This is a genomic window from Nocardioides lianchengensis (assembly GCF_900101465.1).
Classification (GTDB): domain Bacteria; phylum Actinomycetota; class Actinomycetes; order Propionibacteriales; family Nocardioidaceae; genus Nocardioides; species Nocardioides lianchengensis.
In genome coordinates, this window is sequence record NZ_FMZM01000004.1 from 243,983 (window position 1) to 264,421 (window position 20,439).

Here is a 20,439-nt window from a genome sequence, read left to right on the forward strand (position 1 = left end):
GTGTCGCCGGGTCCCGCCCAGGTCGGGCGGTGCCGCGGCCCCGCAAGCAGCGCAATTGCGCTCATGACGGGCGAGTAGCACGCCTACCGACCCGTAACCAGCGCAATTGCGCCGGTCAGGGGCGGAGCGCGGCGGTCAGGCCCGCCGGTTGACCCGCACCTTGTTGCCGGCGCCGACGACCTTGACCCGGGTGCGGCCCTTGGTCACCACGACCTTGTTGCTGGCGCCGCGGACGGTGACCTGCGGGACCCGGGTCAGCCGGGCCTGGTTGCCGGCACCGCGGATGGAGAGGCTCTTGGCCCGGCCGACCTGGAGCCTGGCCGTGGAGCCGATGACCCGGACCACGCCGGCGTTGCCGCGGACCTTCACGATCGTGTTGCTGGCCCGGAGCGTGACCCGCTGGGCAGAGGCGAGGGTGACCTTCAGGCCGCTGCCCTTGATCGTCACCGTCGAGCAGGCGCCGGTCAGCGTGTAGGTCTCGGCCGAGCCGCGAAGCGTGACCGGGCCGGTGGAGCAGTCGACCGTGGTCGCGGCGGAGGCCGGCGACGGGGTCCAGACGAGGGTGGCGGCGGCCACCGCGGCCGCGGTGGCGAGGGTGCGGAAGGTCTTCACGAAGGTCTCCCTGCCCGTGAGCAGCGGTGCCTAACCCAGCACCACCCCGGCCAGCTTGTCGGGCGCGCGCACGAGGTCGACCCGGACCACCCGCTCCCCGTCGACGGTCAGCGAGGCGATGGTGCCGACCCGGCCGGACGGGTCGACCACGGCGAAGCCGGTCGCCCCGTTGACGAGCACCACCTCGACCCGGGCGTTCTCGCCGCGCGCGAAGGTGCCGAGCAGGAACCGCGCGACCCGGTCCGCGCCGAGGACCGGCCGCCGGGCGGCGCTCACCACCCCGCCGCCGTCGCTGGTCAGCACCACGCCGGGGTCGAGCGTGCTGACCAGGGCGGCCAGGTCGCCCCCGGCCGCCGCCGCGGCGAAGGCGGCGACCACCCGGTCGTGGGCGGTGCGGTCGACGTCGAGCCGCGGCGTGCCGGCGGAGACGTGCCGCCGGGCTCGGCTGGCCAGCTGCCGTACGGCGTCCGGGGTGCGGCCCACCGCGTCGGCCACCTCCGGGAACGGCATCCCGAACAGGTCGTGCAGCACCCAGGCCGTGCGCTCCGCGGGACTGAGCTGCTCCAGGACGACGAGCAGCGCGTAGCGGACCGACTCGTCGAGGGTCACCCGCTCCGCCGGGTCCGGACCGGTCACCACCGGCTCGGGCAGCCACGGGCCGACGTACGCCTCCCGACGGACGCGGGCCGAGCGGAGCACGTCGAGGGCCGCCCGGGACACCGCGACGGTGGCCCAGCCGAGGACGTCGCGAACCGGGTCGCGCCGGTCCGCCTCGACCAGCCGCAGCCAGCAGTCGGCGACCACGTCCTCGGCCTCGGCGTGGCTGCCGAGGATCGCGTAGGCGACCCGGACCAGCCGCGGGCGCGCGGCGTCGTACTCCTCGACGAGGGCGAGGTCCCAGTCGCTCACGACCCCGCCACCCACGTGTCGAAGGTGATGGTGCCGCGCGGGCCGTCGCCCGCGGGGCAGAGCGACCCGTCGCGCATCCCGCGACCCACCGCACCCGGGAGCCGTACGCCGACCACGCGCCGTCCCAGCCCGCGGGCCCGCGAGACGCGCCGGGCCAGGCCGACCATCTCCAGCCGGTCCGGACCGGCGAGGTCGGCGACCCGCCCGGACGGGCCGGCCTGGACCAGGTCGACCAGAGCGCCGGCGACCTCGACGGCCGCGACCGGCTGACTGAGCATCCTCGGCACCAGCGAGAACGGCCCGACCCGCACGAACCCGAGCGCCTGCTCGGCGAACTCGTGGAACTGGGTGGCCCGCAGGATGCTCCAGCCGACCGGCGCCTCGACGACCAGCCGTTCCTGGAGCTGCTTGCCGCGGTAGTAGCCCGACGGGACGTCGTCGATGCCGACGATCGACAGCGCGACGTGGTGCCCGACCCCCGCCGCCCGCTCGCCGGCGAGCAGGGTCCGGGTGACGCCCCCGAAGAACGCCTCCGCCTGCTCCTGCCGCTGCGTGGCCACGCTCGTGACGTCGACGACCGCGTCGACCCCGGTGAGCCGCGCGGCCAGCCCCTCGCCGGTGGTCAGGTCGACCCCGCGGCCCCGCGCCAGCTCGACCACCTCGTGCCCGCGCTCGCGGGCGGCCTGCACGACGTACCGTCCGACCGTCCCGGTTGCCCCGGCCACCGCGATCCTCATGTGCTGAGTGTTCATGGAAGGAGGACGAGACGGCCACCCGCTCTGTGACACACAATCTCGTCATGCCGTACGACGAGCAGCTCGCCGCCCGCGTCCGCGACCTGGTCGCCGAGCACGGGCCGGTCGAGGAGAAGCGGATGTTCGGCGGGCTGGCGTTCCTGCTCGGAGGTCATCTCGCGGTCTGCGCGAGCCACGAGGGCGGGCTGCTGGTGCGCACCGACGGGACCGAGTCGGAGGAGCTGCTCGCCCAGGAGCACGTCGGCCCGATGGTGATGGGCTCCCAGTCGTCCCGCACCTGGCTGCACGTCGCCGCGCCCGCCCTCGCCACCGACGACGACCTGGCCACCTGGATCGCCCGCGGCGTCGCCACCGCGCAGGCCCTCCCACCCAAGCCGTAGCCACCGGCTCACCCATGCCTGAGGAGGTCGCGCAGCGACCCGGCTTTCCGGTGGTCGAGGAGGTTGCGCAGCCACCGTCTCGAAACCCGGTGAGCCGACAGTCGGCCTCCCGGACGCCTACCCCGGGCTCGCCGGGTTTCGAGACGGAACTCCGTCCCTCCTCAACCACCCGCGGTCAGCGCAGCACGGGCTCCGTCTTCTCGCGGATCTCGTCCTCGGTGACGCCCGGCGCCAGCTCGACGAGCTTCAGCCCCTCGGGCTCGACGTCGATCACGCCCAGGTCGGTGATGATCCGCTGCACGACCCCACGCCCGGTGTAGGGCAGCGAGCACTCCTCGACGATCTTGTAGGAGCCGTCCCTGGCGACGTGCTCCATCAGCACGATCACCCGCTTCGCGCCGTGGACCAGGTCCATCGCGCCGCCCATCCCCTTGACCATCTTCCCGGGGATCATCCAGTTCGCGATGTCGCCCGCGGCCGAGACCTGCATCGCCCCGAGGATCGCCGCGTCGATCTTGCCGCCGCGGATCATCCCGAACGACGTCGCCGAGTCGAAGATCGACGCCCCCGGCCGCAGCGTCACCGTCTCCTTGCCCGCGTTGATCAGGTCCGGGTCCTCCTCGCCCGCCAGCGGGTAGGCGCCCGTCCCGAGCACCCCGTTCTCCGACTGCAGCACCAGCTCGACGCCGTCCTCGACGTAGTTCGGCACCAGCGTCGGCAACCCGATGCCGAGGTTGACGTACGACCCGTCCGCCAGCTCGCTCGCCGCCCGGGCGGCCATCTCCTCGCGTGACCACGCCATCAGGAACGCACCGTCCGCTTCTCGATCCGCTTGTCCGCCGCCTGCTCCGGGGTCAGCGCCACCACCCGGTGCACGAACACCCCGGGCGTGTGCACCTGGTTGGGGTCCAGCTCACCCGGCTCGACCAACTCCTCGACCTCCGCCACCGTCACCCGCCCGCACATCGCGGCCAGCGGGTTGAAGTTGCGCGCGGAGTCGCGGAAGACCAGGTTGCCGTGCCGGTCGCCGCGCCAGGCCCGGACCAGTCCGTAGTCGGCCACGATCGCGTGCTCGAGGACGTACTCGCGCCCGTCGAACTCCTGCGTCTGCTTGGCCGGGCTCGCCACCACCACGTTGCCGGCGGCGTCGTAGCGCCACGGCAGGCCGCCGTCGGCGACCTGCGTCCCCACGCCGGTCGCGGTGAAGAACGCCGGGATCCCGGACCCGCCCGCGCGCATCCGCTCCGCCAGCGTCCCCTGCGGGGTCAGCTCCACCTCGAGCTCACCGGCGAGGTACTGCCGCGCGAACTCCTTGTTCTCCCCGACGTACGACGCCACCATCCGCCGCAGCCGGCCGGCGCCGAGCAGCAGCCCGAGGCCCCAGCCGTCGACGCCGGCGTTGTTCGACACCGCCTCGAGGTCGGTCGTCCCGGCCTCCAGCAGGGCCGCGATCAGCACCGACGGGATCCCGCACAACCCGAAGCCGCCGACCGAGATCGTCGCGCCGTCGGGGATGTCCGCCACGGCCTCCGCGGCCGAGTCCACCACCTTGTCCATGACCCCCATCACAGCCAGGCCCGGGCGGCCCGTCAACGAGCGCCCACCCAGCAGACGTGGATCAGTCGGCGAGTGGACCCGGGATTGAGCTAGCGTCCACTGGGTGAACGCACCGTCCGACGTCCTCGGCCGGGCCGGCGCCGTCCTCCGCGCGGTCGCAGCCCAGGAGCCGACCGGGACCACCACGTCGGCGGCCGCGCGCGCCGCGGGCCTGCCCCGTCCCACCACCCACCGCCTGCTCGCCTCCCTGCAGTCCGAGGGACTGGTCGACCGCGATCCCGGCTCCGGACGCTGGCTGCTCGGCCCCGAGCTCTACTTCCTGGGCGTCGCCGCCGCCCCGCGGTACGACGTCACCGCGCTCGCGCAACCGGTCGTGCGCCGCCTCGCCCGGGCCACCGGCGAGAGCGCCTTCTTCTCGGCCCGCCGCGGCGACGAGACCATCTGCCTGGTCCGCGAGGACGGCAGCTTCCCCATCCGCAGCCACGTGCTCAGCGAGGGGGTCCGCTTCCCGCTGGGTGTCGCGTCGGCGGGCATGGTGCTCCTCGCCCACCTGCCCGACCGCGAGGTGGACGCCTACCTCCAGCGCGCCGACCTGGACGCCGCCGCCGCGCGGGAGCACGTCGAGCGCACTCGCGAGACCGGGTACGCCGTCAACCCCGGCCTGGTCGTCGAGGGCAGCTGGGGCCTGGGGGCCGCGGTCTTCGACGCCGAGGGCCGGCCGCGCTGGGCGCTCAGCCTCACCGGCGTCGCCCACCGGTTCGCCGACGATCGCCGTCCCGACCTCGGCGCTCTGCTGCTGCGCGAGGCCCACGAGCTGACCCGGACGCTCGCGAAGCGTTAGCGGCGAGGCCGATCTGGCTAACCTTCTGGCCATGACGGACGCGGCGTGGGCGAAGGTGCGCCTGCACGTCGTCACCGGCAAGGGCGGCACCGGCAAGTCCACCGTGGCCGCCGCCCTCGCGCTGGCCCTCGCCTCCCACGGCAAGCACGTGCTGCTCTGCGAGGTCGAGGGCCGCCAGGGCATCGCCCGGATGTTCGACGTCGACCCGCTCCCCTACGCCGAGCGGCGCATCGCCGCCGGCCTCGACCCCGGCGACGGCCGGCGCGCGGGGGTCGTCCACGCCCTGCACATCGACCCCGAGGCCGCGCTGCTCGAGTACCTCGCCATGTACTACAAGCTCGGCCGGGCCGGCCGGGCGCTCGACCGCTTCGGCGTCATCGAGTTCGCCACCACGATCGCCCCCGGCGTCCGCGACGTGCTGCTGACCGGCAAGGTCTTCGAGGCGGTGCAGCGCAACAGTCGCAACAAGGGCGCCATCGAGTACGACGCCGTCGTGCTCGACGCCCCGCCCACCGGCCGGATCTCGCAGTTCCTCAACGTCAGCGGCGAGCTGGCCGGGCTGGCCAAGGTCGGCCCGATCAAGAGCCAGTCCGACACCATGATGACGCTGTTCCGCTCGCCGCGGACCGCCGTGCACCTGGTGACCGTGCTCGAGGAGATGCCGGTGCAGGAGACCGCCGACGGCATCGCCGAGCTGCGGGCCAACGGGCTCCCGGTCGGCGCGGTCGTGGTCAACCAGGTCCGCCCCCGCGACATCGCCGCGGACGACCTTCTCGCCGCCCGGTCCGGCGGCCTCGACAAGGAAGCGGTCCGCGAGGACCTGGAGGCCGCCGGCGTGACGGCCACCAAGACGCTGGTGGACGGGCTGGCCGCCGAGGCCCGCGACCACGCCGAGCGCCGGGCGCTCGAGGACGCCCAGCGCGCGTTGGTGGCCGAGCTGGACGCGCCGTCGTACGAGCTGCCGCTGCTGGCGGGCGGCATCGACCTGGGCGGGCTCTACGACCTGGCCGCCCGGCTCCGCGAGCAGGGGATGGCCTGATGGCCGCGCGCAGCTCCCGCACCCGGGTCGGCCCGCTGGCCGCCCGCTCCGGCGCGGCGCCGGCCCTCGACGTCGACGCGCTCCTCGACGACCGGTCGACCGGGATCATCGTCTGCTGCGGCTCGGGCGGGGTCGGCAAGACCACCACCTCCGCGGCCCTGGCGCTCCGGGCGGCCGAGCGCGGCCGCAAGGTCGTGGTGCTGACCATCGACCCGGCCCGGCGGCTGGCCCAGTCGATGGGCATCGAGCAGCTCGACAACACGCCCCGGCCGGTGACCGGCGTCGACGCCGCGGCCGGCGGCCACCTCGACGCGATGATGCTCGACATGAAGCGCACCTTCGACGAGGTGGTTGAGGGTCAGGCCAGCCCGGAGAAGGCGCAGCAGATCCTGGAGAACCCCTTCTACGTCGCCCTGTCGAGCTCGTTCGCCGGCACCCAGGAGTACATGGCGATGGAGAAGCTCGGCCAGCTCCACGCCGACGCGCAGCGCGACGGCAGCTACGACCTGATCGTGGTCGACACCCCGCCGTCGCGGTCCGCGCTGGACTTCCTGGACGCGCCCGAGCGGCTCTCGAGCTTCCTCGACGGCCGGTTCATCCGGCTGATGCTCGCCCCGGCCAAGGGACCGGCCCGGCTGATGAGCGCCGGCATCGGGCTGATCACCAACGCGCTCACCAAGATCCTGGGCGGGCAGGTGCTGCGCGACGTGCAGACGTTCGTCGCCGCCCTCGACACCGTCTTCGGCGGCTTCCGGGCGCGCGCGCAGAAGACCTACGCGCTGCTCCAGGCCGACGGGACGGCGTTCCTCGTCGTCGCCGCGCCCGAGCCGGACGCGCTGCGCGAGGCGGCGTACTTCGTCGAGCGGCTCGGCGAGGACCGGATGCCGCTCGCGGGCCTGGTCGTCAACCGGGCGAGCCCGGCCCCGCGCGGGCGGCTCTCCGCCGACGAGGCCACGACCGCAGCTGCCCGACTGCGCAAGCTCGACCCGACGTCGCTGACGGCCGGACTCCTCCGGCTGCACGCCGACCGGGTGCGCACGACCGAGCGCGAGGCGGTGCTCCGCGAGCGATTCGCGGCGGCGCACCCGCACGTCGCTACGGCCGTCGTACCGGCGCTGCCGACGGACGTGCACGACCTCAAGGGTCTGCGGCGCGTCGGCACCCTGCTCGCCCAGGGCTGACGCCCCGGACGAGTCGACCGGGACCGGTCAGGCGTGAACGGCCGGGGTGACCGGCGTGGTGGCGGGCTGGCCGCCCTGCTCCCGCGCCGTCTCCAGCACCGAGCGCCACGACGCGGCCGGGCGCCGGCGCAGCAGCGCGCGGCGCTCCCGCTCCGTCATGCCGCCCCAGACGCCCCACTCGATCTGGTTGTCGAGCGCCTCCGCGAGGCACTCGGTGCGCACGGGGCAACCCGCGCACAGCTGCTTGGCCTTGTTCTGCTCCGCGCCACGCACGAACAGCTGGTCCGGCGAAGCCGTCCGGCAGGCGGCGCGCGGCGTCCAGTCCTCAACCCACATGTTTGATGTCCCCACATCATCCGAGCCAGACCGCGTCCCCATGACGCACTGTTCTCGGGATTCCCTCAGGGACAAAGTTAAAGAATGCTGAGAGGTCCAGACAGACACAGAGGAACCAATCTCACTAGTCCGAATTGACTAGTCATAACGGGCCACTCCAACCTCGGGGAAGCGGCTGGGGTTCCCGCGCTCCCGTACCCTGGGAGCCATGCCGTCGTCGCCCCTGCCGCCGTCCTCGCCGCCGCCGTCCTCGCCGCCGCCGACCTCCGGTGGCGACCGCCTGACCGCCGGCCGGGTGGTCTCGCACGTCGTGGTGATGCTGGCCGTCTCGGCGGTCCTGGGCGTCATCGTGGCCGGCCTGGCGATCCCGTTTGCCGGCGTCGCCGGCGTGGGCGCCCGCAACGCCTCCGAGGCGCTGGCCGACCTGCCCGAGGAGCTCGACACCGGCGTCCTCCCGCAGCGCACCCAGATCCTGGACAGCCAGGACAACGTGATGGCGACCATCTACGACCAGAACCGCGTCGAGGTCTCCCTCGGCCAGATCTCGCGCACGATGGTCAAGGCCATCGTGGCCATCGAGGACTACCGCTTCTACGAGCACGGCGCGCTCGACCTCAAGGGCACCCTGCGCGCCTTCGTCACCAACGCCGCCAACGACGGGGCCACCGTGCAGGGCGGCTCCTCGATCACCCAGCAGCTGGTCAAGCAGACCCTGGTGACCCAGGCGAACACCGACGAGGAGCGGCGCGAGGCGACCGCGACCGACTACTCCCGCAAGATCCGCGAGCTGCGCTACGCGATCGCGATGGAGGAGGAGCACAGCAAGGACTGGATCCTCGAGCGCTACCTCAACATCGCCTACTTCGGCGACGGCGCGTACGGCATCCAGGCCGCGGCCAAGCACTACTTCAACGTCAACGCGCGCAAGCTCGACCTGCGTCAGTCCGCGATGCTCGCGGGCCTGGTGCAGAGCCCCGACGCGCTCGACCCGACCGACAACGAGGACCGGGCCCTGGCCCGCCGCAACGTCGTCCTCGACCGGATGGCCCAGCTCAACGTCATCCCGCAGGAGCGCGCCGACCGGGTCAAGGAGCGCTCGCTCGGCCTGCGCGTCCAGCCCGCCAACAACGGCTGCACCTCCGCCTCGGCTCCGTTCTTCTGCGACTACGTCCTGAAGTACCTGATGCGCGACAAGTCGCTGGGCCGCACCCGCGCCGACCGCGAGCAGATCCTGAAGTCCGGCGGTCTGACCATCCGGACCACGCTCGACCAGCGCTTCCAGGACGCCGCCGACAAGGCCGTGACCGACACCGTCTCCTCCCCCAAGGCCAACGCCATCGGCGGCCTCGCGATGGTCGAGCCCGGCACCGGCGAGGTCCGCGCGATCGCCCAGTCCCGCCCGATGGGTCGCAACAAGAAGGCCGGCCAGACCTTCATCAACTACGCCGTCAACGAGAAGTACGGCACGGCCAAGGGCTTCCAGGGCGGGTCGACGTTCAAGGCCTTCGTGCTCGCCCAGGCGATCGAGGACGGCATCCCGCTCTCCGAGGCGATCAACTCGCCCTCCCCCGGGACCTTCCAGGAGGAGGACTACGAGGACTGCGACGGTGAGCCCTACGGCTACGGCGAGTTCCAGGTGCCCAACTCCACGACCGGCAGCATCGTGGCCAACATGTACAACGGCACCCGACTTTCGGTGAACACCTTCTTCCTCGGCCTCGAGAAGATGACCGGCATCTGCAAGCCGTACAACCTGGCCAAGAAGATGGGCCTCGACCTCACCAACCCGACCGGCGACAAGCGCGGCAACGGCGCCGAGCGGGTGCCCAACTTCACCCTCGGCGTCGCCGACGTCAGCCCGCTGGAGATGGCCGAGGCCTACGCCACCTTCGCCGCCCGCGGCAAGCACTGCGACACGCGACCGGTCACCTCGATCGAGGACAGCAAGGGCAACGTGCTCAAGGAGTACAAGCCGACCTGCACCCGGGTGATGCAGGAGAGCACCGCCGACGCGGTCAGCGACGTGCTCCGCGGGCTCCTCGAGGGCTCCGGCTTCGCCGCCGCCCAGAACCTCGGCCGCGACGCCGGTGGCAAGACCGGTACGACGAACAACGGCAACTCGGTGTGGTTTGCCGGCTACACCCCGACGATGGCGGCGGCGGCGATGATCGCCGGCGCCAACCAGGAGGGGTCCCCCTCCAGCCTCAACGGGGTCGACATCGGCTCGCAGACCATCTACGGCGCCGTCTCCGGCTCCCGCCTGGCCGCACCGATCTGGGGCTCGGCCATGCGCGCCACCCTCGACCTCTACGACAACAAGGACTTCGTCTACCCCTCGGGCGTGGCGGGCGCCGGCGTCACGGCGCCCGCCCCGCCGCCCAGGAGGGGCGGTCGCGATGGCCGCGACAACGACAACGACGGCCGGGGTGGCCGCGGCAACGGCGGCCGCGGGAACGGTGGCCGCGGCGGTCGCTGACCGTCGCGGCGTCAGCCGAGCTGGCGGCGTACCTCCGCGGCGACGGCGGAGCCGTCGGCCCGGCCCTTGACCTGGGGCTGGACCACGCCCATCACCTTGCCCATCGCCTTCATGCCCTCGCCGGCGGCGCCGACCTGCTCGACGGCGGCCGTGACGATCGCGGAGATCTCCTCCACGCTCAGCTGCTGGGGCAGGTAGTCGGCGAGCACTGCGGCCTCGGCCCGCTCCTTGGCGGCCATCTCGGGCCGGTTGCCGTCGTCGAAGGCGACGGCGGCCTCGCGCCGCTTCTTGGCCTCGCTGGACAGCACGCTGACGACGTCGTCGTCGCTGAGCTCGCGAGCCTCCTTGCCGGCGACCTCGGCGTTGGTCAGCGCCGTCAGCACCATCCGCAGCGTGGAGGAGCGCACCTCGTCACGGCCCTTGATGGCGGTGGTGAGGTCGGCACGGAGACGGTCCTTCAGGGAGCTCATGAGGGCCATTGTGGCAGCCTTGCCACGTGCTCCTCGACCGAGTTGTCCCCCGCCTGCTGGGCGCGGGCGCCGTCGCGGGCGCGGCCCTCACGTCGTACGCCCTGGTCGAGGCGCGGCGCTACACGCTGCGGCGGGTGACCGTGCCGGTCCTGGCCCCCGGCCGGCCGTCGCTGCGCGTGCTGCACCTCTCCGACCTGCACGTCACCCCCGACCAGACCCGCAAGCTCGAGTGGCTCTCGAGCCTCGCGGTGCTGCGCCCCGACCTGGTGGTCGACACCGGCGACAACCTCGCCCACCGCGACGCCGTCCCGGCCGTCCGCGACGCGCTCGGCCCGCTGCTCGACGTACCCGGCGTGTTCGTGATGGGCAGCAACGACTACTTCGAGCCGTCCTTCCGCAACCCGTTCCTCTACCTGCTCCCCGACACCGGCAAGCGGCACACCGACGTCGCCCAGCTGCCCTGGCGCGAGCTGCGCACCACGTTCACCGACCGCGGCTGGGTCGACCTGACCAACACCCGCGCGACCGTCTCCGTCGGCGGGACGACGATCGCCTTCGCCGGCGTCGACGACCCGCACCTCGAGTACGACCGCCTCGACGAGATCGCCGGACCCGCGGACCGGACTGCGGACCTGCGGCTCGGGGTCGCGCACGCGCCGTACCTCCGGGTGCTGGACCAGTTCGCCACCGACGGGTACGACGCCGTCCTCGCCGGCCACACCCACGGCGGCCAGGTCTGCCTGCCGGGTGGCCGCGCCCTGACCACGAACTGCGACCTGGAGCCGGCCCGCGCCCGCGGCCTGCACCGGCACCCGGCCGGCTCCCGCCCCGGCGACCCGGGCTCGTCGTGGCTGCACGTGTCGGCCGGCCTCGGCACCAGCCCCTACGCCCGGATCCGGGTCGCCTGCCGTCCCGAGGCGACCCTGCTGACCCTGGTGTCTCGCAGCTGACCCTCGATTGGGTTCGGCCTGACCCGCTCCGGTATGCTCCCGTGCTTGTGAGCCCGGCTTCGGCCGGAGCTCATGGATCGGGCTGTGGCGCAGCTTGGTAGCGCGCTTCGTTCGGGACGAAGAGGCCGCAGGTTCAAATCCTGTCAGCCCGACCGATCACCGGGTGCCCCGGACCTTCAGGTCCGGGGCACCCGTTCATTTCGTCGGTTCGCGGCGGCCCGCTCCCCGCAGATCGTCAGGGATCTCCTGCGCCCGTGGCACACTCACCGGCATGGCAGACGACCGCGACCCGGCAGCGCCGCCGCCGTCCCTCGAACCGCCCTCGCTGTTCCGGCGCCGACGCAAGCCGAAGCCGGCACCCGCGCAGCCGACCGTGGACGAGCAGCCGACCGAGGTGGTCGAGACGGTCGAGCCCGCTCCTGCGGAGCCGACCGAGGTGCTGGAGGCGGTGCCGGCCGTGGAGTCCGTGCCCGAGCCCGAGCCCGTCCCCGAGCCTGAGCCGATCGCCGAGCCGGAACCGGTCCCCGAGCCCGAGCCGACCCCCGAGCCGGAGCCGGTCCACGACCAGGTCGCGGCCGCGGAGTCGCGGCCGATCCAGCCGGCGCACGAGGCGCCGCCGCTGTACGCCGACGAGGTCGAGCCCGCGGCCGTCGTACCCGCCCCGGAGCCTGCGCCCGCGCCGCGGCCGGAGAAGGCCGCGAGGACGCCGCGCGGACCGATCGTCACCGGCCTGACCGCGGCGGTCGTGACGGGCCTGCTGGTGGGCGTGCTGGTCGTGCTGCTGACCGCGGGCGGGCAGCAGGTCTGCGAGGCCGCCCAGGGCACGTCGTCGTGCGGCGGGGCGGGCTACCCGCTCGTCCTGGCCATCCTGATCGTCGCCGTGATCGCCGGCGGGGCGCTGCTGCGCTGGTCCGGCGTCCCCGACCCGACGAGCACCAGCTTCCTCGGCGTCGGCCTGCTCGCCGTGACCGCGCTGCTGTTCCTCGTCGAGTCGCTCGACTCGTGGTGGATGCTGCTGGTCATCCCGGCGGTCTCGACGGCGACCTACGCCGGCAGCCACTGGGTGACCACCGCGGTCATCGAGCCCGCGCGGGAGTAGCCCCCGTCGGTCGGCTCAGCGCGCGGCGGCGACCAGCTCGGCGATCTGCACGGTGTTGAGCGCCGCACCCTTGCGGAGGTTGTCGTTGGAGATGAACAGCGCCAGGCCGCGGCCGTCGTCGACGCCCTCGTCCTGCCGGATCCGGCCGACGTACGACGGGTCCTGGCCGGCCGCCTGCAGCGGCGTCGGGATGTCGGACAGCTCGACGCCCGGCGCCGTGGCCAGCAGCTCGGTGGCGCGCGCGGGCGAGAGCGGCGCGGCGAACTCGGCGTTCACCGACAGCGAGTGGCCGGTGAAGACCGGGACCCGCACGCAGATGCCGGAGACCTTCAGCTCGGGGAGGCCGAGGATCTTGCGGGACTCGTGGCGGAGCTTCTGCTCCTCGTCGGTCTCGTTCAGCCCGTCGTCGACGAGGGCGCCGGCCAGCGGCAGCACGTTGTAGGCGATGGTGCGGGCGTACTTGACCGGGTCGGGGAACGCGACCGAGGAGCCGTCGTAGGCCAGCTCGCGAGCCTTGTCGCCGGCCGCGGCGACCTGGGTGGCCAGCTCGTCGACGCCGGCGAGGCCGGAGCCGGAGACGGCCTGGTAGGTCGACACGACGAGCCGGACGAGGCCGGCCTCCTCGTGCAGCACCTTCAGGACCGGCATCGCGGCCATGGTGGTGCAGTTCGGGTTGGCGATGATGCCGCGCCCGGCCGCGATCACGTCGGCCGCGGCGTCCGGGTTGACCTCGGAGACGACCAGCGGGATCGCGGGGTCCTTGCGGAAGGCGCTGGAGTTGTCGACGACGATCACGCCGGCGTCGACGAACCTCGGGACCAGCGCGCGCGAAGCCGTGGCGCCGGCGGAGAAGAGCGCGACGTCGAGGCCCGTGGGGTCGGCGGTCTCGGAGTCCTCGACGACGACCTCGCGGCCGGCGTACTGGAGCACCTTGCCGGCCGAGCGGGCCGAGGCGAAGAACCGGATCTGGTCGACCGGGAAGTCCCGCTCCTCCAGGATCTGGCGCATGGCGACGCCGACCTGGCCGGTGGCGCCGACGACACCGATGTTCAGGCGGGCGCTCATCGGCCGGTCCCGCCGTACACGACGGCCTCGACCTCGTCGGCGTCGAGGTCGAACGCGGTGTGCGTCGCGCGGACGGCCTCGTCGACCTGGGCCTCGTCGACGATCACCGAGATCCGGATCTCGGAGGTGGAGATCATCTCGATGTTGACGCCGGCCGAGGCCAGCGCGGAGAAGAACTTCGCGGTGATGCCGGGGTGCGAGCGCATGCCGGCGCCGATCAGCGAGACCTTGCCGATCTGGTCGTTGTAGAGGAGCTGCTCGTAGCCGACCTCGTCCTGGATCCGCGCCAGCGCGGCCATCGCGGTCTGGCCGTCGGTGCGCGGCAGCGTGAAGGAGATGTCGGTGCGGCCGGTCGCGGCGGCGGAGACGTTCTGGACGACCATGTCGATGTTGACCTCGGAGCCGGCGAGGGCCTCGAAGATGCGGGCCGCCTCGCCCACCTTGTCGGGCACGCCGACCACGGTGATCTTGGCCTCGCTGCGGTCGTGCGCGACCCCGGCGATGATCGGCTGCTCCATGGGTTCTGCTCCCTCTTGCTGGTCGGGGATGACCCACGTCCCCTCCTTCTGCGAGAAGGAGGAGCGGACGTGGACCGGCATGTCGTAACGGCGGGCGTACTCGACGCACCGCAGGTGCAGGATCTTGGCGCCGTTGGCGGCCATCTCGAGCATCACCTCGGTGGAGACGCGGTCGAGCTTGCGGGCGGCGGGGACGATCCGCGGGTCGGCGGTGAACACCCCGTCGACGTCGGTGTAGATCTCGCACACCTCGGCGCCGAGCGCCGCCGCCAGGGCGACGGCGGTGGTGTCGGTGCCTCCGCGGCCGAGCGTGGTGATCTCCTTGGTGTCCTGGGACACGCCCTGGAAGCCGGCCACGATGACGATGTGGCCCTCGGCAATCGCCGACTCGATGCGTCCCGGCGTGACGTCGATGATCTTGGCCTTGCCGTGGACCGAGTCGGTGATCACGCCGGCCTGCGAGCCGGTGAACGACCGAGCGCTGTAGCCGAGGTCGGAGATCGCCATCGCGACCAGCGCCATCGAGATCCGCTCACCCGCGGTGAGCAGCATGTCGAGCTCGCGGGCCGGCGGCGCGGGGCTGACCGCCTGCGCCTTCTCGATCAGCTCGTCGGTCGAGTCGCCCATCGCCGAGACCGCGACGACGACGTCATGACCGGCCTTCTTGGCCTCCACGATGCGTCGGGCGACGCGCTTGATCGCGCTGGGGTCGGCGACCGACGACCCGCCGTACTTCTGCACGACAATGCCCACGGGGTTCTACCTTCGGGGTTCGGGGGTGTACGACGGCCGCACCTGCTCGCGACCGGCCCCGAGTTTACCGGCCCGTGACGTCGCGTCCGGCGAGCATCTCATCGGCGACCGCGACCACCTCGGCGTCGACCTCGTCGTCGGCGTCCAGGCGCGAGTGGGTGACGATCGAGTGCAGCGCCCGCAGCGACGCGCTGGCACTGGTGCCCCACGACGAGACGTAGGAGAACTGCCACCACCACAGCGCCTCGGCGACGTCGCCGTTGCGGAAGTGGCGCAGACCGTTGGCCACGTCGGTGGCCACGCTGGTCAGCTCGTCGGACAGGTTGGCCGTGTCGAGCTCGGGCACGTAGGGGTCGAAGACGTAGCTGTAGGTGTCGACCGGACCGAGCAGCGTGGCCAGCCGCAACCGCATCGCGTCGAGGTCGGGGTCGGGCCCCACGTCGGGCTGGTACTCCTGGTCGGGCTCGAAGTCGGCCTGTGCGCCGAGCCGGGCGCCGGCCAGCAGCAGCTGGCTGACCTCCAGCAGCAGCAGCGAGATCGCACCGCTGCCCTCCTCGTCGCGCGAGATGGCCTGGATCGCGACCAGGAAGCTCTCCACCTGGTCGGCGATCTGCTGCGCGAAGTCCTCGGTGGCGGTCGTGTCAGTCATCTGCGGATCGTCTCCCTGCGAAGGCTCGTCCCAGGGTGACCTCGTCGGCGTACTCCAGGTCACCCCCCACGGGCAGTCCACTCGCCAAACGGGTCACGCGCAACCCGATCGGCTTCAGCATCCTGGTGAGGTAGGTGGCGGTGGCCTCGCCCTCGAGGTTGGGGTCGGTGGCGAGGATGGTCTCGGTGATGGTGCCGTCGGCCAGCCGGGTCATCAGCTCGCGGATCCGGAGCTGCTCGGGCCCGATGCCGTCGATCGGCGAGATCGCCCCGCCGAGGACGTGGTAGCGGCCGCGGTACTCGCGGGTGCGCTCGATGGCCACGACGTCCTTGTACTCCTCGACCACGCACAACACGGTCGGGTCGCGGCGCGGGTCACGGCAGATCCGGCACTGCTCGTCCTCGGACACGTTGAAGCAGATGCTGCAAAACTTGACCTTGGCCTTGACCTCGATCAGCACGTCGGCGAGGCGGCGTACGTCGACGGGGTCGGCCTGGAGCAGGTGGAACGCGATGCGCTGCGCGCTCTTGGGACCCACGCCCGGCAGCCGACCGAGCTCGTCGATCAGGTCCTGGACGACGCCTTCGTACAACTCAGAACCCGAGCTGACCGAGGCCCGGGAGGCCCCCGGGCTGGTCGCCGCCGGGCAGGCCGCCGGCCAGCGGGCCGAGGGCCTCGCCGGCGAGGGCGTCGGCCTGGGCCTTCGCGTCGCGGAAGGCGGCCACGATCATGTCGCCGAGGTCGGAGAGGTCGTCGGCGTCGCCGCCGTCGAACTGGCCGGCCTTGATCTCGACCCCGACCAGCTCGCCGACGCCGCTGACGGTGACCGTCACGGCGCCGCCGGCGACCGTGCCGTCGACCCGGGCCTCGCCGAGCCGCTCCTGGGCCTCCTGCAGCTGGCTCTGCATCTGCTGGGCCTGCTGGAGCAGGGCGTTCATGTCGAAGCCACCGCCGCCGAGGGCGTCGAAGGGGTTCTGGGTCATGGGGTCACCTCGGGGAAGTTGATGGTCACTGGTGGCGGATCTCCTCGACCACGCGAGCACCGAGCTCGCGGGCCAGCAGCTCGGAGGCACCGAGCTGGTCGATGTCGGCGTCGAGGTCGTCGGGGTGGACGTCGGCGTCGGCGTCGTAGGCGTCCGGGTCGGGCGCGGCCGGCTCACCCTGGCCGGCCGGCCGGGTCTGCTGGACGGCCTCGCGGGCGCGGGCGATCGCGTCAGGCCCGGGGCGCTCGGGCCGCTCGGCCCGCTCCGGGGGCGGGGCGGCCGCCTCGGGCGCGGGCTCGGCCGCCCAGTCGGGCGGCGCGGCCGGGGCGGCGGGCGCCGCGTCGGCCTGCGCGGCCGGGGTCGGGGCGGCGGGCGCCGGAGCAGCGGGCGCCGCCGGCTGGCCGCCGGACCCGGGCTGGGTGCCGGGGTCGACGATGGTCTCGACCTTCCAGTCCGCCCCGACGACGTCGATCGCCGCCTGGCGGAAGACCTCGTCGCAGCCGCCCTGGACGAACGAGTCGCGGGCGCCGGCGTTGGAGAAGCCGATGGTGACGACCTTGCCCTCGACCGCGACCACCTGGCAGTTCTGCGTGAGGATCATCCAGGCCACCCGCCGACGCAGCTTGGTGGCCTCGACGATGTCGGGCCACAGCCGGCGGACCTCGACCAGAGTGAGGCCGCCTGCGGCCGGGGCCGAGACCGGCGCGGCCGGGGCGGGCGCTGCCGTCGGCGTGGGGGCCATCACCGGCGCGGGCTCGGGCTCCCGCTCGGGCGCGGGCGCCGGGGCGGCCGGCGCCGCGGGGGTGTCGACCGGACGGCGCGACTCGACCGGCGGGGTCGGCGGCGGGGCCGCCTCGGTGGCCCGGTCGGAGGCCACGCTGACGTCGGCGGGGCGGTCCTGGGCCGGCGGGGCGGGCGGGGCCGGCGCGGCGACCGCGGCCGACGGGACGCCGGTGATGGTGAGCCGCTTCTCGAGCCGGTCGACCCGGGCCATGACACCGGCGGTCGAGTGGTCGGCGCCGGGCAGGAGCACCCGGGCGCAGATCAGCTCCAGCAGCAGCCGGGGCGCGGTCGCGCCGCGCATCTCGGTCAGCCCGGTGGCCACCAGGTCGGCGGCGCGGCTGAGCTCGGCGGCGCCGAAGCGGGCCGCCTGGGCGACCAGCCGCTCCCCCTGGTCCTCCGAGACGTCGATCAGGCCGGAGGCCGTCGCCTCCGGGACGGCCGCGACGATCACCAGGTCGCGCAGCCGGCGCAGCAGGTCCTCGGTGAACCGGCGCGGGTCCTGGCCGGTCTCCACCACCTTGTCGACCACGCCGAAGACCGCACCGCCGTCGGCGGCAGCGAACGCGTCGACCACCTCGTCGAGCAGGGTGTCCGGCGTGTAGCCCAGCAGCCCGGTCGCCAGGTCGTGGGTGACCCCCTCGGGGCCGGCACCGCCGAGCAGCTGGTCGAGCACCGACAGGGTGTCGCGCGCCGACCCGGCGCCCGCGCGGACCACCAGCGGCAGCGCGGCCGGCTCGATGGCGACCTGCTCCTTCTCGCACAGCTCGGAGAGGTACGACGACAGCAGCCGCGGCGGGATCAGCCGGAACGGGTAGTGGTGGGTCCGCGACCGGATGGTCGGGAGCACCTTCTCCGGCTCGGTGGTGGCGAAGATGAACCGCAGGTGGGGCGGCGGCTCCTCGACCAGCTTCAGCAGGGCGTTGAAGCCCTGCGTGGTCACCATGTGGGCCTCGTCGATGATGTAGACCTTGTAGCGGCTGCGCACCGGCGAGAAGAACGCCTTCTCCCGCAGGTCGCGCGCGTCGTCGACGCCACCGTGGGAGGCGGCGTCGATCTCGATCACGTCGATCGAGCCCGGCCCCCCGCGGGCCAGGTCGCGGCAGCTGTCGCACTCGCCGCACGGGTCGGCCACCGGCGCCTGCTCGCAGTTGAGGGCGCGGGCCAGGATCCGGGCGCTCGTCGTCTTGCCGCAGCCGCGCGGGCCGGAGAACAGGTAGGCGTGGTTGACCCGGTTGTTGGCCAGCGCGGACCGCAGCGGCGCGGTCACGTGGTCCTGGCCGATGACCTCGGCGAACGTCTCCGGCCGGTAGCGGCGGTACAGCGCGAGGGGGGACTCCACGCCAGAACACTAACGACCGGGTCCGACAGTCGGTAGCGGGCGTCGTACGAGAGGTCCGGATCGACTCGCGATCACCGAATGGGTCTCGATACGCGTCGGCGGGCTCGCTCGCTTCGCTCGCGATTCCGCCCGACGCTACTCGACCTCCTGCCCTTCTCCACGCCCTCGCGGGCTCGGGCGTGGGGGCATGAAAAGGCCCCCCGCGCACCCGACAGAGCTCACTTACCCTTGCTGCCTTCCGGCCCTGGGGGAGTTGGGCGAGATGCCGCCACACGGGGGGTTGGCCCGAGTGTAGGTGAGTGATCCCGGAGCCACCAAAGCGAGGGGGCGAGGGGGATTTCACCCGCACCGAGGGCGACGGGTACGCTCCTCCGCGGAGGATTCGCCTAGTGGCCTATGGCGCTCGCTTGGAAAGCGGGTTGGGTGTGAAAGCCCTCAGGGGTTCGAATCCCCTATCCTCCGCCACCGGAACGGCGCCGTGCGACTTCGTACGGCGCCGTTCTGCTCAAGCGGCCCGCTGCCGCAGGCGCGGCAGCCAGGCCAGCGCGATCCCGGCGGCCAGCAGCTGGGTGACCAGGACGATCCCGACCAGCAGGGACAGGTCGGCCCGGGCGAGGGCCGGGGTGACGACGGCGAACCCGGCGGCGAGGACCCGGGCGACGGCCATCGTGAGGCCCTGGACGGTCGCGCGCTGGAGGGTCGGGACCAGCTCCTGCGTCGCCACCTTGTAGAGCGACTCGCCGGCGAGCGTCGCGCCGAGCGCGGAGACGGCGACGAGGAGCACGAAGGTCGCGCGGCCGGGGACGACGAGCAGCAGCGCCCAGCCCGCCGCCACGGTCAGCGAGCCCACGGCGACCCACCGGGTACGACGCCCGGAGTCGGCCACCGCGGCGAACACGAAGGATCCGGTCAGCCCCAGCGGGAGGGCGAGCAGGAGCAGGGCGGAGGCGCCACCCGCGCTCCCGCCCAGGACCTGGACCCAGAGGTACGGCTTGAACTGGCCGAGGGTGTTCGCCCCCAGCGTCCACAGGGCGTAGTAGAGACCGGTCGCCAGGGCCGCGGTGACCGCCGGACCGCGCAGGGGCCCGAGCCGGGCCCGGACCGGGGTGACCGTGCGGGTGGCCCGCGCCTCGGTCCACTCGACGGTCTCGCGGACCGAGAGGCGCAGGCCGAGCGTCACCAGGGCGACGAGGAGGAGGTGCAGGTAGAGCAGCCGGGCCGCGGCCTCGCCCCAGGGCGAGAGCAGCAGCGCGAGCAGTCCCGTCGCGCCGATGCCCACCCCCCAGAACACCTGGGTGAGGGCCACCTGCCGAGCCTTGCGGCCCGGGGGCGCGGACTCGCTGGCGAGGGCGAGGGACGAGGGCAGGTCGGCCCCGATGCCGAGGCCGGAGAGCAGCAGCCCCGCGGCCAGGGTCGCCGGCCCCTGGGCGCCCGCCAGCAGCGCGACCCCCAGCGCGTAGAGGACGAGGGAGACGAGGAGGACCCGCCGGCGGCCGATCCGGTCGGCCAGCCGGCCACCGGCCACGGCGCCGACGGCGAAGGCCAGGGTCTGGGTCCCGAGCAGCGCGCCGACCGCGCCGTCCCCGAGGGGCAGGGTGTCGGCGTAGATGCCGCCGACGGCCAGGCCCGAGGTGACCAGCGCCCCCGCGTCGAGGTACGACGCCAACCCGACCACCAGGCCGGTGCGCCCGGCTCCCCCCATCACTCCCCCACCTCTGGCCCGCCTCGATGACTCCCCGCCGGA

21 protein-coding genes, 2 tRNA genes and 1 other RNA gene are annotated in these 20,439 nt (G+C 73.3%); 9 read left to right on the top strand and 15 right to left on the bottom strand.

The features are described from left to right. Positions 1-135: 135 nt before the first annotated feature. The 3 genes from BLT76_RS09120 to BLT76_RS09130 are packed head-to-tail and all read right to left on the bottom strand — an operon-like array spanning position 136 to position 2,258. Complete coding sequence (locus tag BLT76_RS09120; protein WP_090854106.1) at positions 136-612, bottom strand: DUF3060 domain-containing protein; 477 nt, start codon at positions 610-612, stop codon at positions 136-138. Between the two features lie 30 nt (positions 613-642). Continuing rightward, the gene (gene sigJ / locus BLT76_RS09125) at positions 643-1,521 is read right to left on the bottom strand and encodes an RNA polymerase sigma factor SigJ (protein ID WP_090854535.1); all 879 of its coding nucleotides are present in this window, start codon (positions 1,519-1,521) and stop codon (positions 643-645) included. Beyond that, on the bottom strand, positions 1,518-2,258 hold the full coding sequence (locus tag BLT76_RS09130) for an SDR family oxidoreductase (RefSeq protein WP_090854109.1): 741 nt from the start codon (positions 2,256-2,258) through the stop codon (positions 1,518-1,520). The genes sigJ and BLT76_RS09130 overlap by 4 nt, the downstream gene beginning before the upstream one ends. Positions 2,259-2,320: 62 nt before the next feature. Between BLT76_RS09130 and BLT76_RS09135 the strand changes: the two genes are divergently transcribed. After that, the gene (locus BLT76_RS09135; protein WP_090854112.1) at positions 2,321-2,656 is read left to right on the top strand and encodes a TfoX/Sxy family protein; all 336 of its coding nucleotides are present in this window, start codon (positions 2,321-2,323) and stop codon (positions 2,654-2,656) included. 175 nt (positions 2,657-2,831) lie between these two features. Here BLT76_RS09135 and BLT76_RS09140 read toward each other — a convergent pair whose 3' ends face one another. Both BLT76_RS09140 and BLT76_RS09145 read right to left on the bottom strand, forming a co-directional pair. Next, entirely contained in the window at positions 2,832-3,458 is a 627-nt protein-coding gene (locus BLT76_RS09140; protein ID WP_090854116.1) for a CoA transferase subunit B, read from the bottom strand. After that, complete coding sequence (locus BLT76_RS09145) at positions 3,458-4,213, bottom strand: CoA transferase subunit A (RefSeq protein ID WP_090854538.1); 756 nt, start codon at positions 4,211-4,213, stop codon at positions 3,458-3,460. The genes BLT76_RS09140 and BLT76_RS09145 overlap by 1 nt, the downstream gene beginning before the upstream one ends. 103 nt (positions 4,214-4,316) lie before the next feature. Between BLT76_RS09145 and BLT76_RS09150 the strand changes: the two genes are divergently transcribed. The 3 genes from BLT76_RS09150 to bagB are packed head-to-tail and all read left to right on the top strand — an operon-like array spanning position 4,317 to position 7,274. Further along, positions 4,317-5,054 carry an IclR family transcriptional regulator gene (locus BLT76_RS09150; protein WP_090854119.1) on the top strand — a complete coding sequence of 246 codons (738 nt, stop codon included), beginning with the start codon at positions 4,317-4,319 and terminating at the stop codon, positions 5,052-5,054. Positions 5,055-5,085: 31 nt separating this feature from the next. After that, a complete protein-coding gene (bagA, locus tag BLT76_RS09155) occupies positions 5,086-6,093 on the top strand; it encodes an ATPase BagA (protein WP_090854122.1) in 1,008 nt (335 codons plus the stop codon). Further along, positions 6,093-7,274: an ArsA family ATPase gene (gene bagB, locus BLT76_RS09160; protein WP_090854127.1), complete on the top strand. Its 1,182-nt coding sequence runs from the start codon at positions 6,093-6,095 to the stop codon at positions 7,272-7,274. Before bagA ends, bagB begins: the two co-directional genes overlap by 1 nt. 27 nt (positions 7,275-7,301) lie before the next feature. Here the strand turns inward: bagB and BLT76_RS09165 are convergent, their stop codons facing one another. Beyond that, positions 7,302-7,610, bottom strand: a complete 309-nt coding sequence (locus BLT76_RS09165) for a WhiB family transcriptional regulator (protein WP_090854130.1) — start codon at positions 7,608-7,610, stop codon at positions 7,302-7,304. Positions 7,611-7,818: 208 nt separating this feature from the next. Between BLT76_RS09165 and BLT76_RS09170 the strand changes: the two genes are divergently transcribed. Next, positions 7,819-10,086 carry a transglycosylase domain-containing protein gene (locus BLT76_RS09170; protein ID WP_090854133.1) on the top strand — a complete coding sequence of 756 codons (2,268 nt, stop codon included), beginning with the start codon at positions 7,819-7,821 and terminating at the stop codon, positions 10,084-10,086. An 11-nt stretch (positions 10,087-10,097) separates the two neighbouring features. On the opposite strand, the gene BLT76_RS09175 is transcribed toward BLT76_RS09170, so the two are convergent. Continuing rightward, a complete protein-coding gene (locus BLT76_RS09175) occupies positions 10,098-10,556 on the bottom strand; it encodes a GatB/YqeY domain-containing protein (RefSeq protein ID WP_090854541.1) in 459 nt (152 codons plus the stop codon). Between the two features lie 26 nt (positions 10,557-10,582). On the opposite strand from BLT76_RS09175, the gene BLT76_RS09180 reads away from it, so the two are divergent. From BLT76_RS09180 to BLT76_RS09190, 3 genes are all read left to right on the top strand, one after another. Next, on the top strand, positions 10,583-11,506 hold the full coding sequence (locus BLT76_RS09180; protein WP_090854136.1) for a metallophosphoesterase: 924 nt from the start codon (positions 10,583-10,585) through the stop codon (positions 11,504-11,506). A gap of 78 nt (positions 11,507-11,584) precedes the next feature. Further along, a tRNA-Pro gene (locus BLT76_RS09185) sits at positions 11,585-11,658 on the top strand. A 119-nt stretch (positions 11,659-11,777) separates the two neighbouring features. Next, positions 11,778-12,605: a hypothetical protein gene (locus BLT76_RS09190; RefSeq protein WP_090854139.1), complete on the top strand. Its 828-nt coding sequence runs from the start codon at positions 11,778-11,780 to the stop codon at positions 12,603-12,605. A 15-nt stretch (positions 12,606-12,620) separates the two neighbouring features. Here the strand turns inward: BLT76_RS09190 and BLT76_RS09195 are convergent, their stop codons facing one another. The 7 genes from BLT76_RS09195 to ffs all read right to left on the bottom strand — a co-directional run bounded on the left by BLT76_RS09195 (position 12,621) and on the right by ffs (position 18,977). Further along, entirely contained in the window at positions 12,621-13,670 is a 1,050-nt protein-coding gene (locus BLT76_RS09195) for an aspartate-semialdehyde dehydrogenase (protein ID WP_090854141.1), read from the bottom strand. Beyond that, entirely contained in the window at positions 13,667-14,941 is a 1,275-nt protein-coding gene (locus tag BLT76_RS09200; RefSeq protein ID WP_090854144.1) for an aspartate kinase, read from the bottom strand. Before BLT76_RS09200 ends, BLT76_RS09195 begins: the two co-directional genes overlap by 4 nt. A 64-nt stretch (positions 14,942-15,005) precedes the next feature. Beyond that, entirely contained in the window at positions 15,006-15,590 is a 585-nt protein-coding gene (locus BLT76_RS09205; protein ID WP_090854147.1) for a DUF5063 domain-containing protein, read from the bottom strand. Then, positions 15,583-16,182 (bottom strand): recombination mediator RecR, encoded by a 600-nt coding sequence (gene recR, locus BLT76_RS09210; RefSeq protein ID WP_090854150.1) that lies wholly within the window; start codon positions 16,180-16,182, stop codon positions 15,583-15,585. The genes BLT76_RS09205 and recR overlap by 8 nt, the downstream gene beginning before the upstream one ends. A 1-nt stretch (position 16,183) precedes the next feature. Further along, on the bottom strand, positions 16,184-16,573 hold the full coding sequence (locus BLT76_RS09215; RefSeq protein WP_090854153.1) for a YbaB/EbfC family nucleoid-associated protein: 390 nt from the start codon (positions 16,571-16,573) through the stop codon (positions 16,184-16,186). A gap of 25 nt (positions 16,574-16,598) precedes the next feature. After that, complete coding sequence (locus BLT76_RS09220) at positions 16,599-18,695, bottom strand: DNA polymerase III subunit gamma and tau (RefSeq protein ID WP_090854156.1); 2,097 nt, start codon at positions 18,693-18,695, stop codon at positions 16,599-16,601. A 191-nt stretch (positions 18,696-18,886) separates the two neighbouring features. Further along, positions 18,887-18,977: signal recognition particle sRNA small type (gene ffs / locus BLT76_RS09225), an RNA gene on the bottom strand. 93 nt (positions 18,978-19,070) lie between these two features. Between ffs and BLT76_RS09230 the strand changes: the two genes are divergently transcribed. Next, positions 19,071-19,160 (top strand) — tRNA-Ser (locus tag BLT76_RS09230). Positions 19,161-19,200: 40 nt separating this feature from the next. On the opposite strand, the gene BLT76_RS09235 is transcribed toward BLT76_RS09230, so the two are convergent. Then, positions 19,201-20,397 (bottom strand): MFS transporter, encoded by a 1,197-nt coding sequence (locus BLT76_RS09235; protein ID WP_090854159.1) that lies wholly within the window; start codon positions 20,395-20,397, stop codon positions 19,201-19,203. Positions 20,398-20,439: the final 42 nt, after the last annotated feature.

What these genes read in the sequence shown, in the direction of transcription:
- BLT76_RS09195 (WP_090854141.1), bottom strand. Translation starts at nt 13,670, where the DNA reads ATGAGCGCCCGCCTGAACATCGGTGTCGTCGGCGCCACCGGCCAGGTC.
- BLT76_RS09140 (WP_090854116.1), bottom strand. Translation starts at nt 3,458, where the DNA reads ATGGCGTGGTCACGCGAGGAGATGGCCGCCCGGGCGGCGAGCGAGCTG.
- BLT76_RS09135 (WP_090854112.1), top strand. Translation starts at nt 2,321, where the DNA reads ATGCCGTACGACGAGCAGCTCGCCGCCCGCGTCCGCGACCTGGTCGCC.
- BLT76_RS09205 (WP_090854147.1), bottom strand. Translation starts at nt 15,590, where the DNA reads ATGACTGACACGACCGCCACCGAGGACTTCGCGCAGCAGATCGCCGAC.
- bagB (WP_090854127.1), top strand. Translation starts at nt 6,093, where the DNA reads ATGGCCGCGCGCAGCTCCCGCACCCGGGTCGGCCCGCTGGCCGCCCGC.
- bagA (WP_090854122.1), top strand. Translation starts at nt 5,086, where the DNA reads ATGACGGACGCGGCGTGGGCGAAGGTGCGCCTGCACGTCGTCACCGGC.
- BLT76_RS09145 (WP_090854538.1), bottom strand. Translation starts at nt 4,213, where the DNA reads ATGGACAAGGTGGTGGACTCGGCCGCGGAGGCCGTGGCGGACATCCCC.
- BLT76_RS09130 (WP_090854109.1), bottom strand. Translation starts at nt 2,258, where the DNA reads ATGAGGATCGCGGTGGCCGGGGCAACCGGGACGGTCGGACGGTACGTC.
- BLT76_RS09165 (WP_090854130.1), bottom strand. Translation starts at nt 7,610, where the DNA reads ATGTGGGTTGAGGACTGGACGCCGCGCGCCGCCTGCCGGACGGCTTCG.
- BLT76_RS09175 (WP_090854541.1), bottom strand. Translation starts at nt 10,556, where the DNA reads ATGAGCTCCCTGAAGGACCGTCTCCGTGCCGACCTCACCACCGCCATC.
- BLT76_RS09190 (WP_090854139.1), top strand. Translation starts at nt 11,778, where the DNA reads ATGGCAGACGACCGCGACCCGGCAGCGCCGCCGCCGTCCCTCGAACCG.
- BLT76_RS09215 (WP_090854153.1), bottom strand. Translation starts at nt 16,573, where the DNA reads ATGACCCAGAACCCCTTCGACGCCCTCGGCGGCGGTGGCTTCGACATG.
- BLT76_RS09235 (WP_090854159.1), bottom strand. Translation starts at nt 20,397, where the DNA reads ATGGGGGGAGCCGGGCGCACCGGCCTGGTGGTCGGGTTGGCGTCGTAC.
- BLT76_RS09170 (WP_090854133.1), top strand. Translation starts at nt 7,819, where the DNA reads ATGCCGTCGTCGCCCCTGCCGCCGTCCTCGCCGCCGCCGTCCTCGCCG.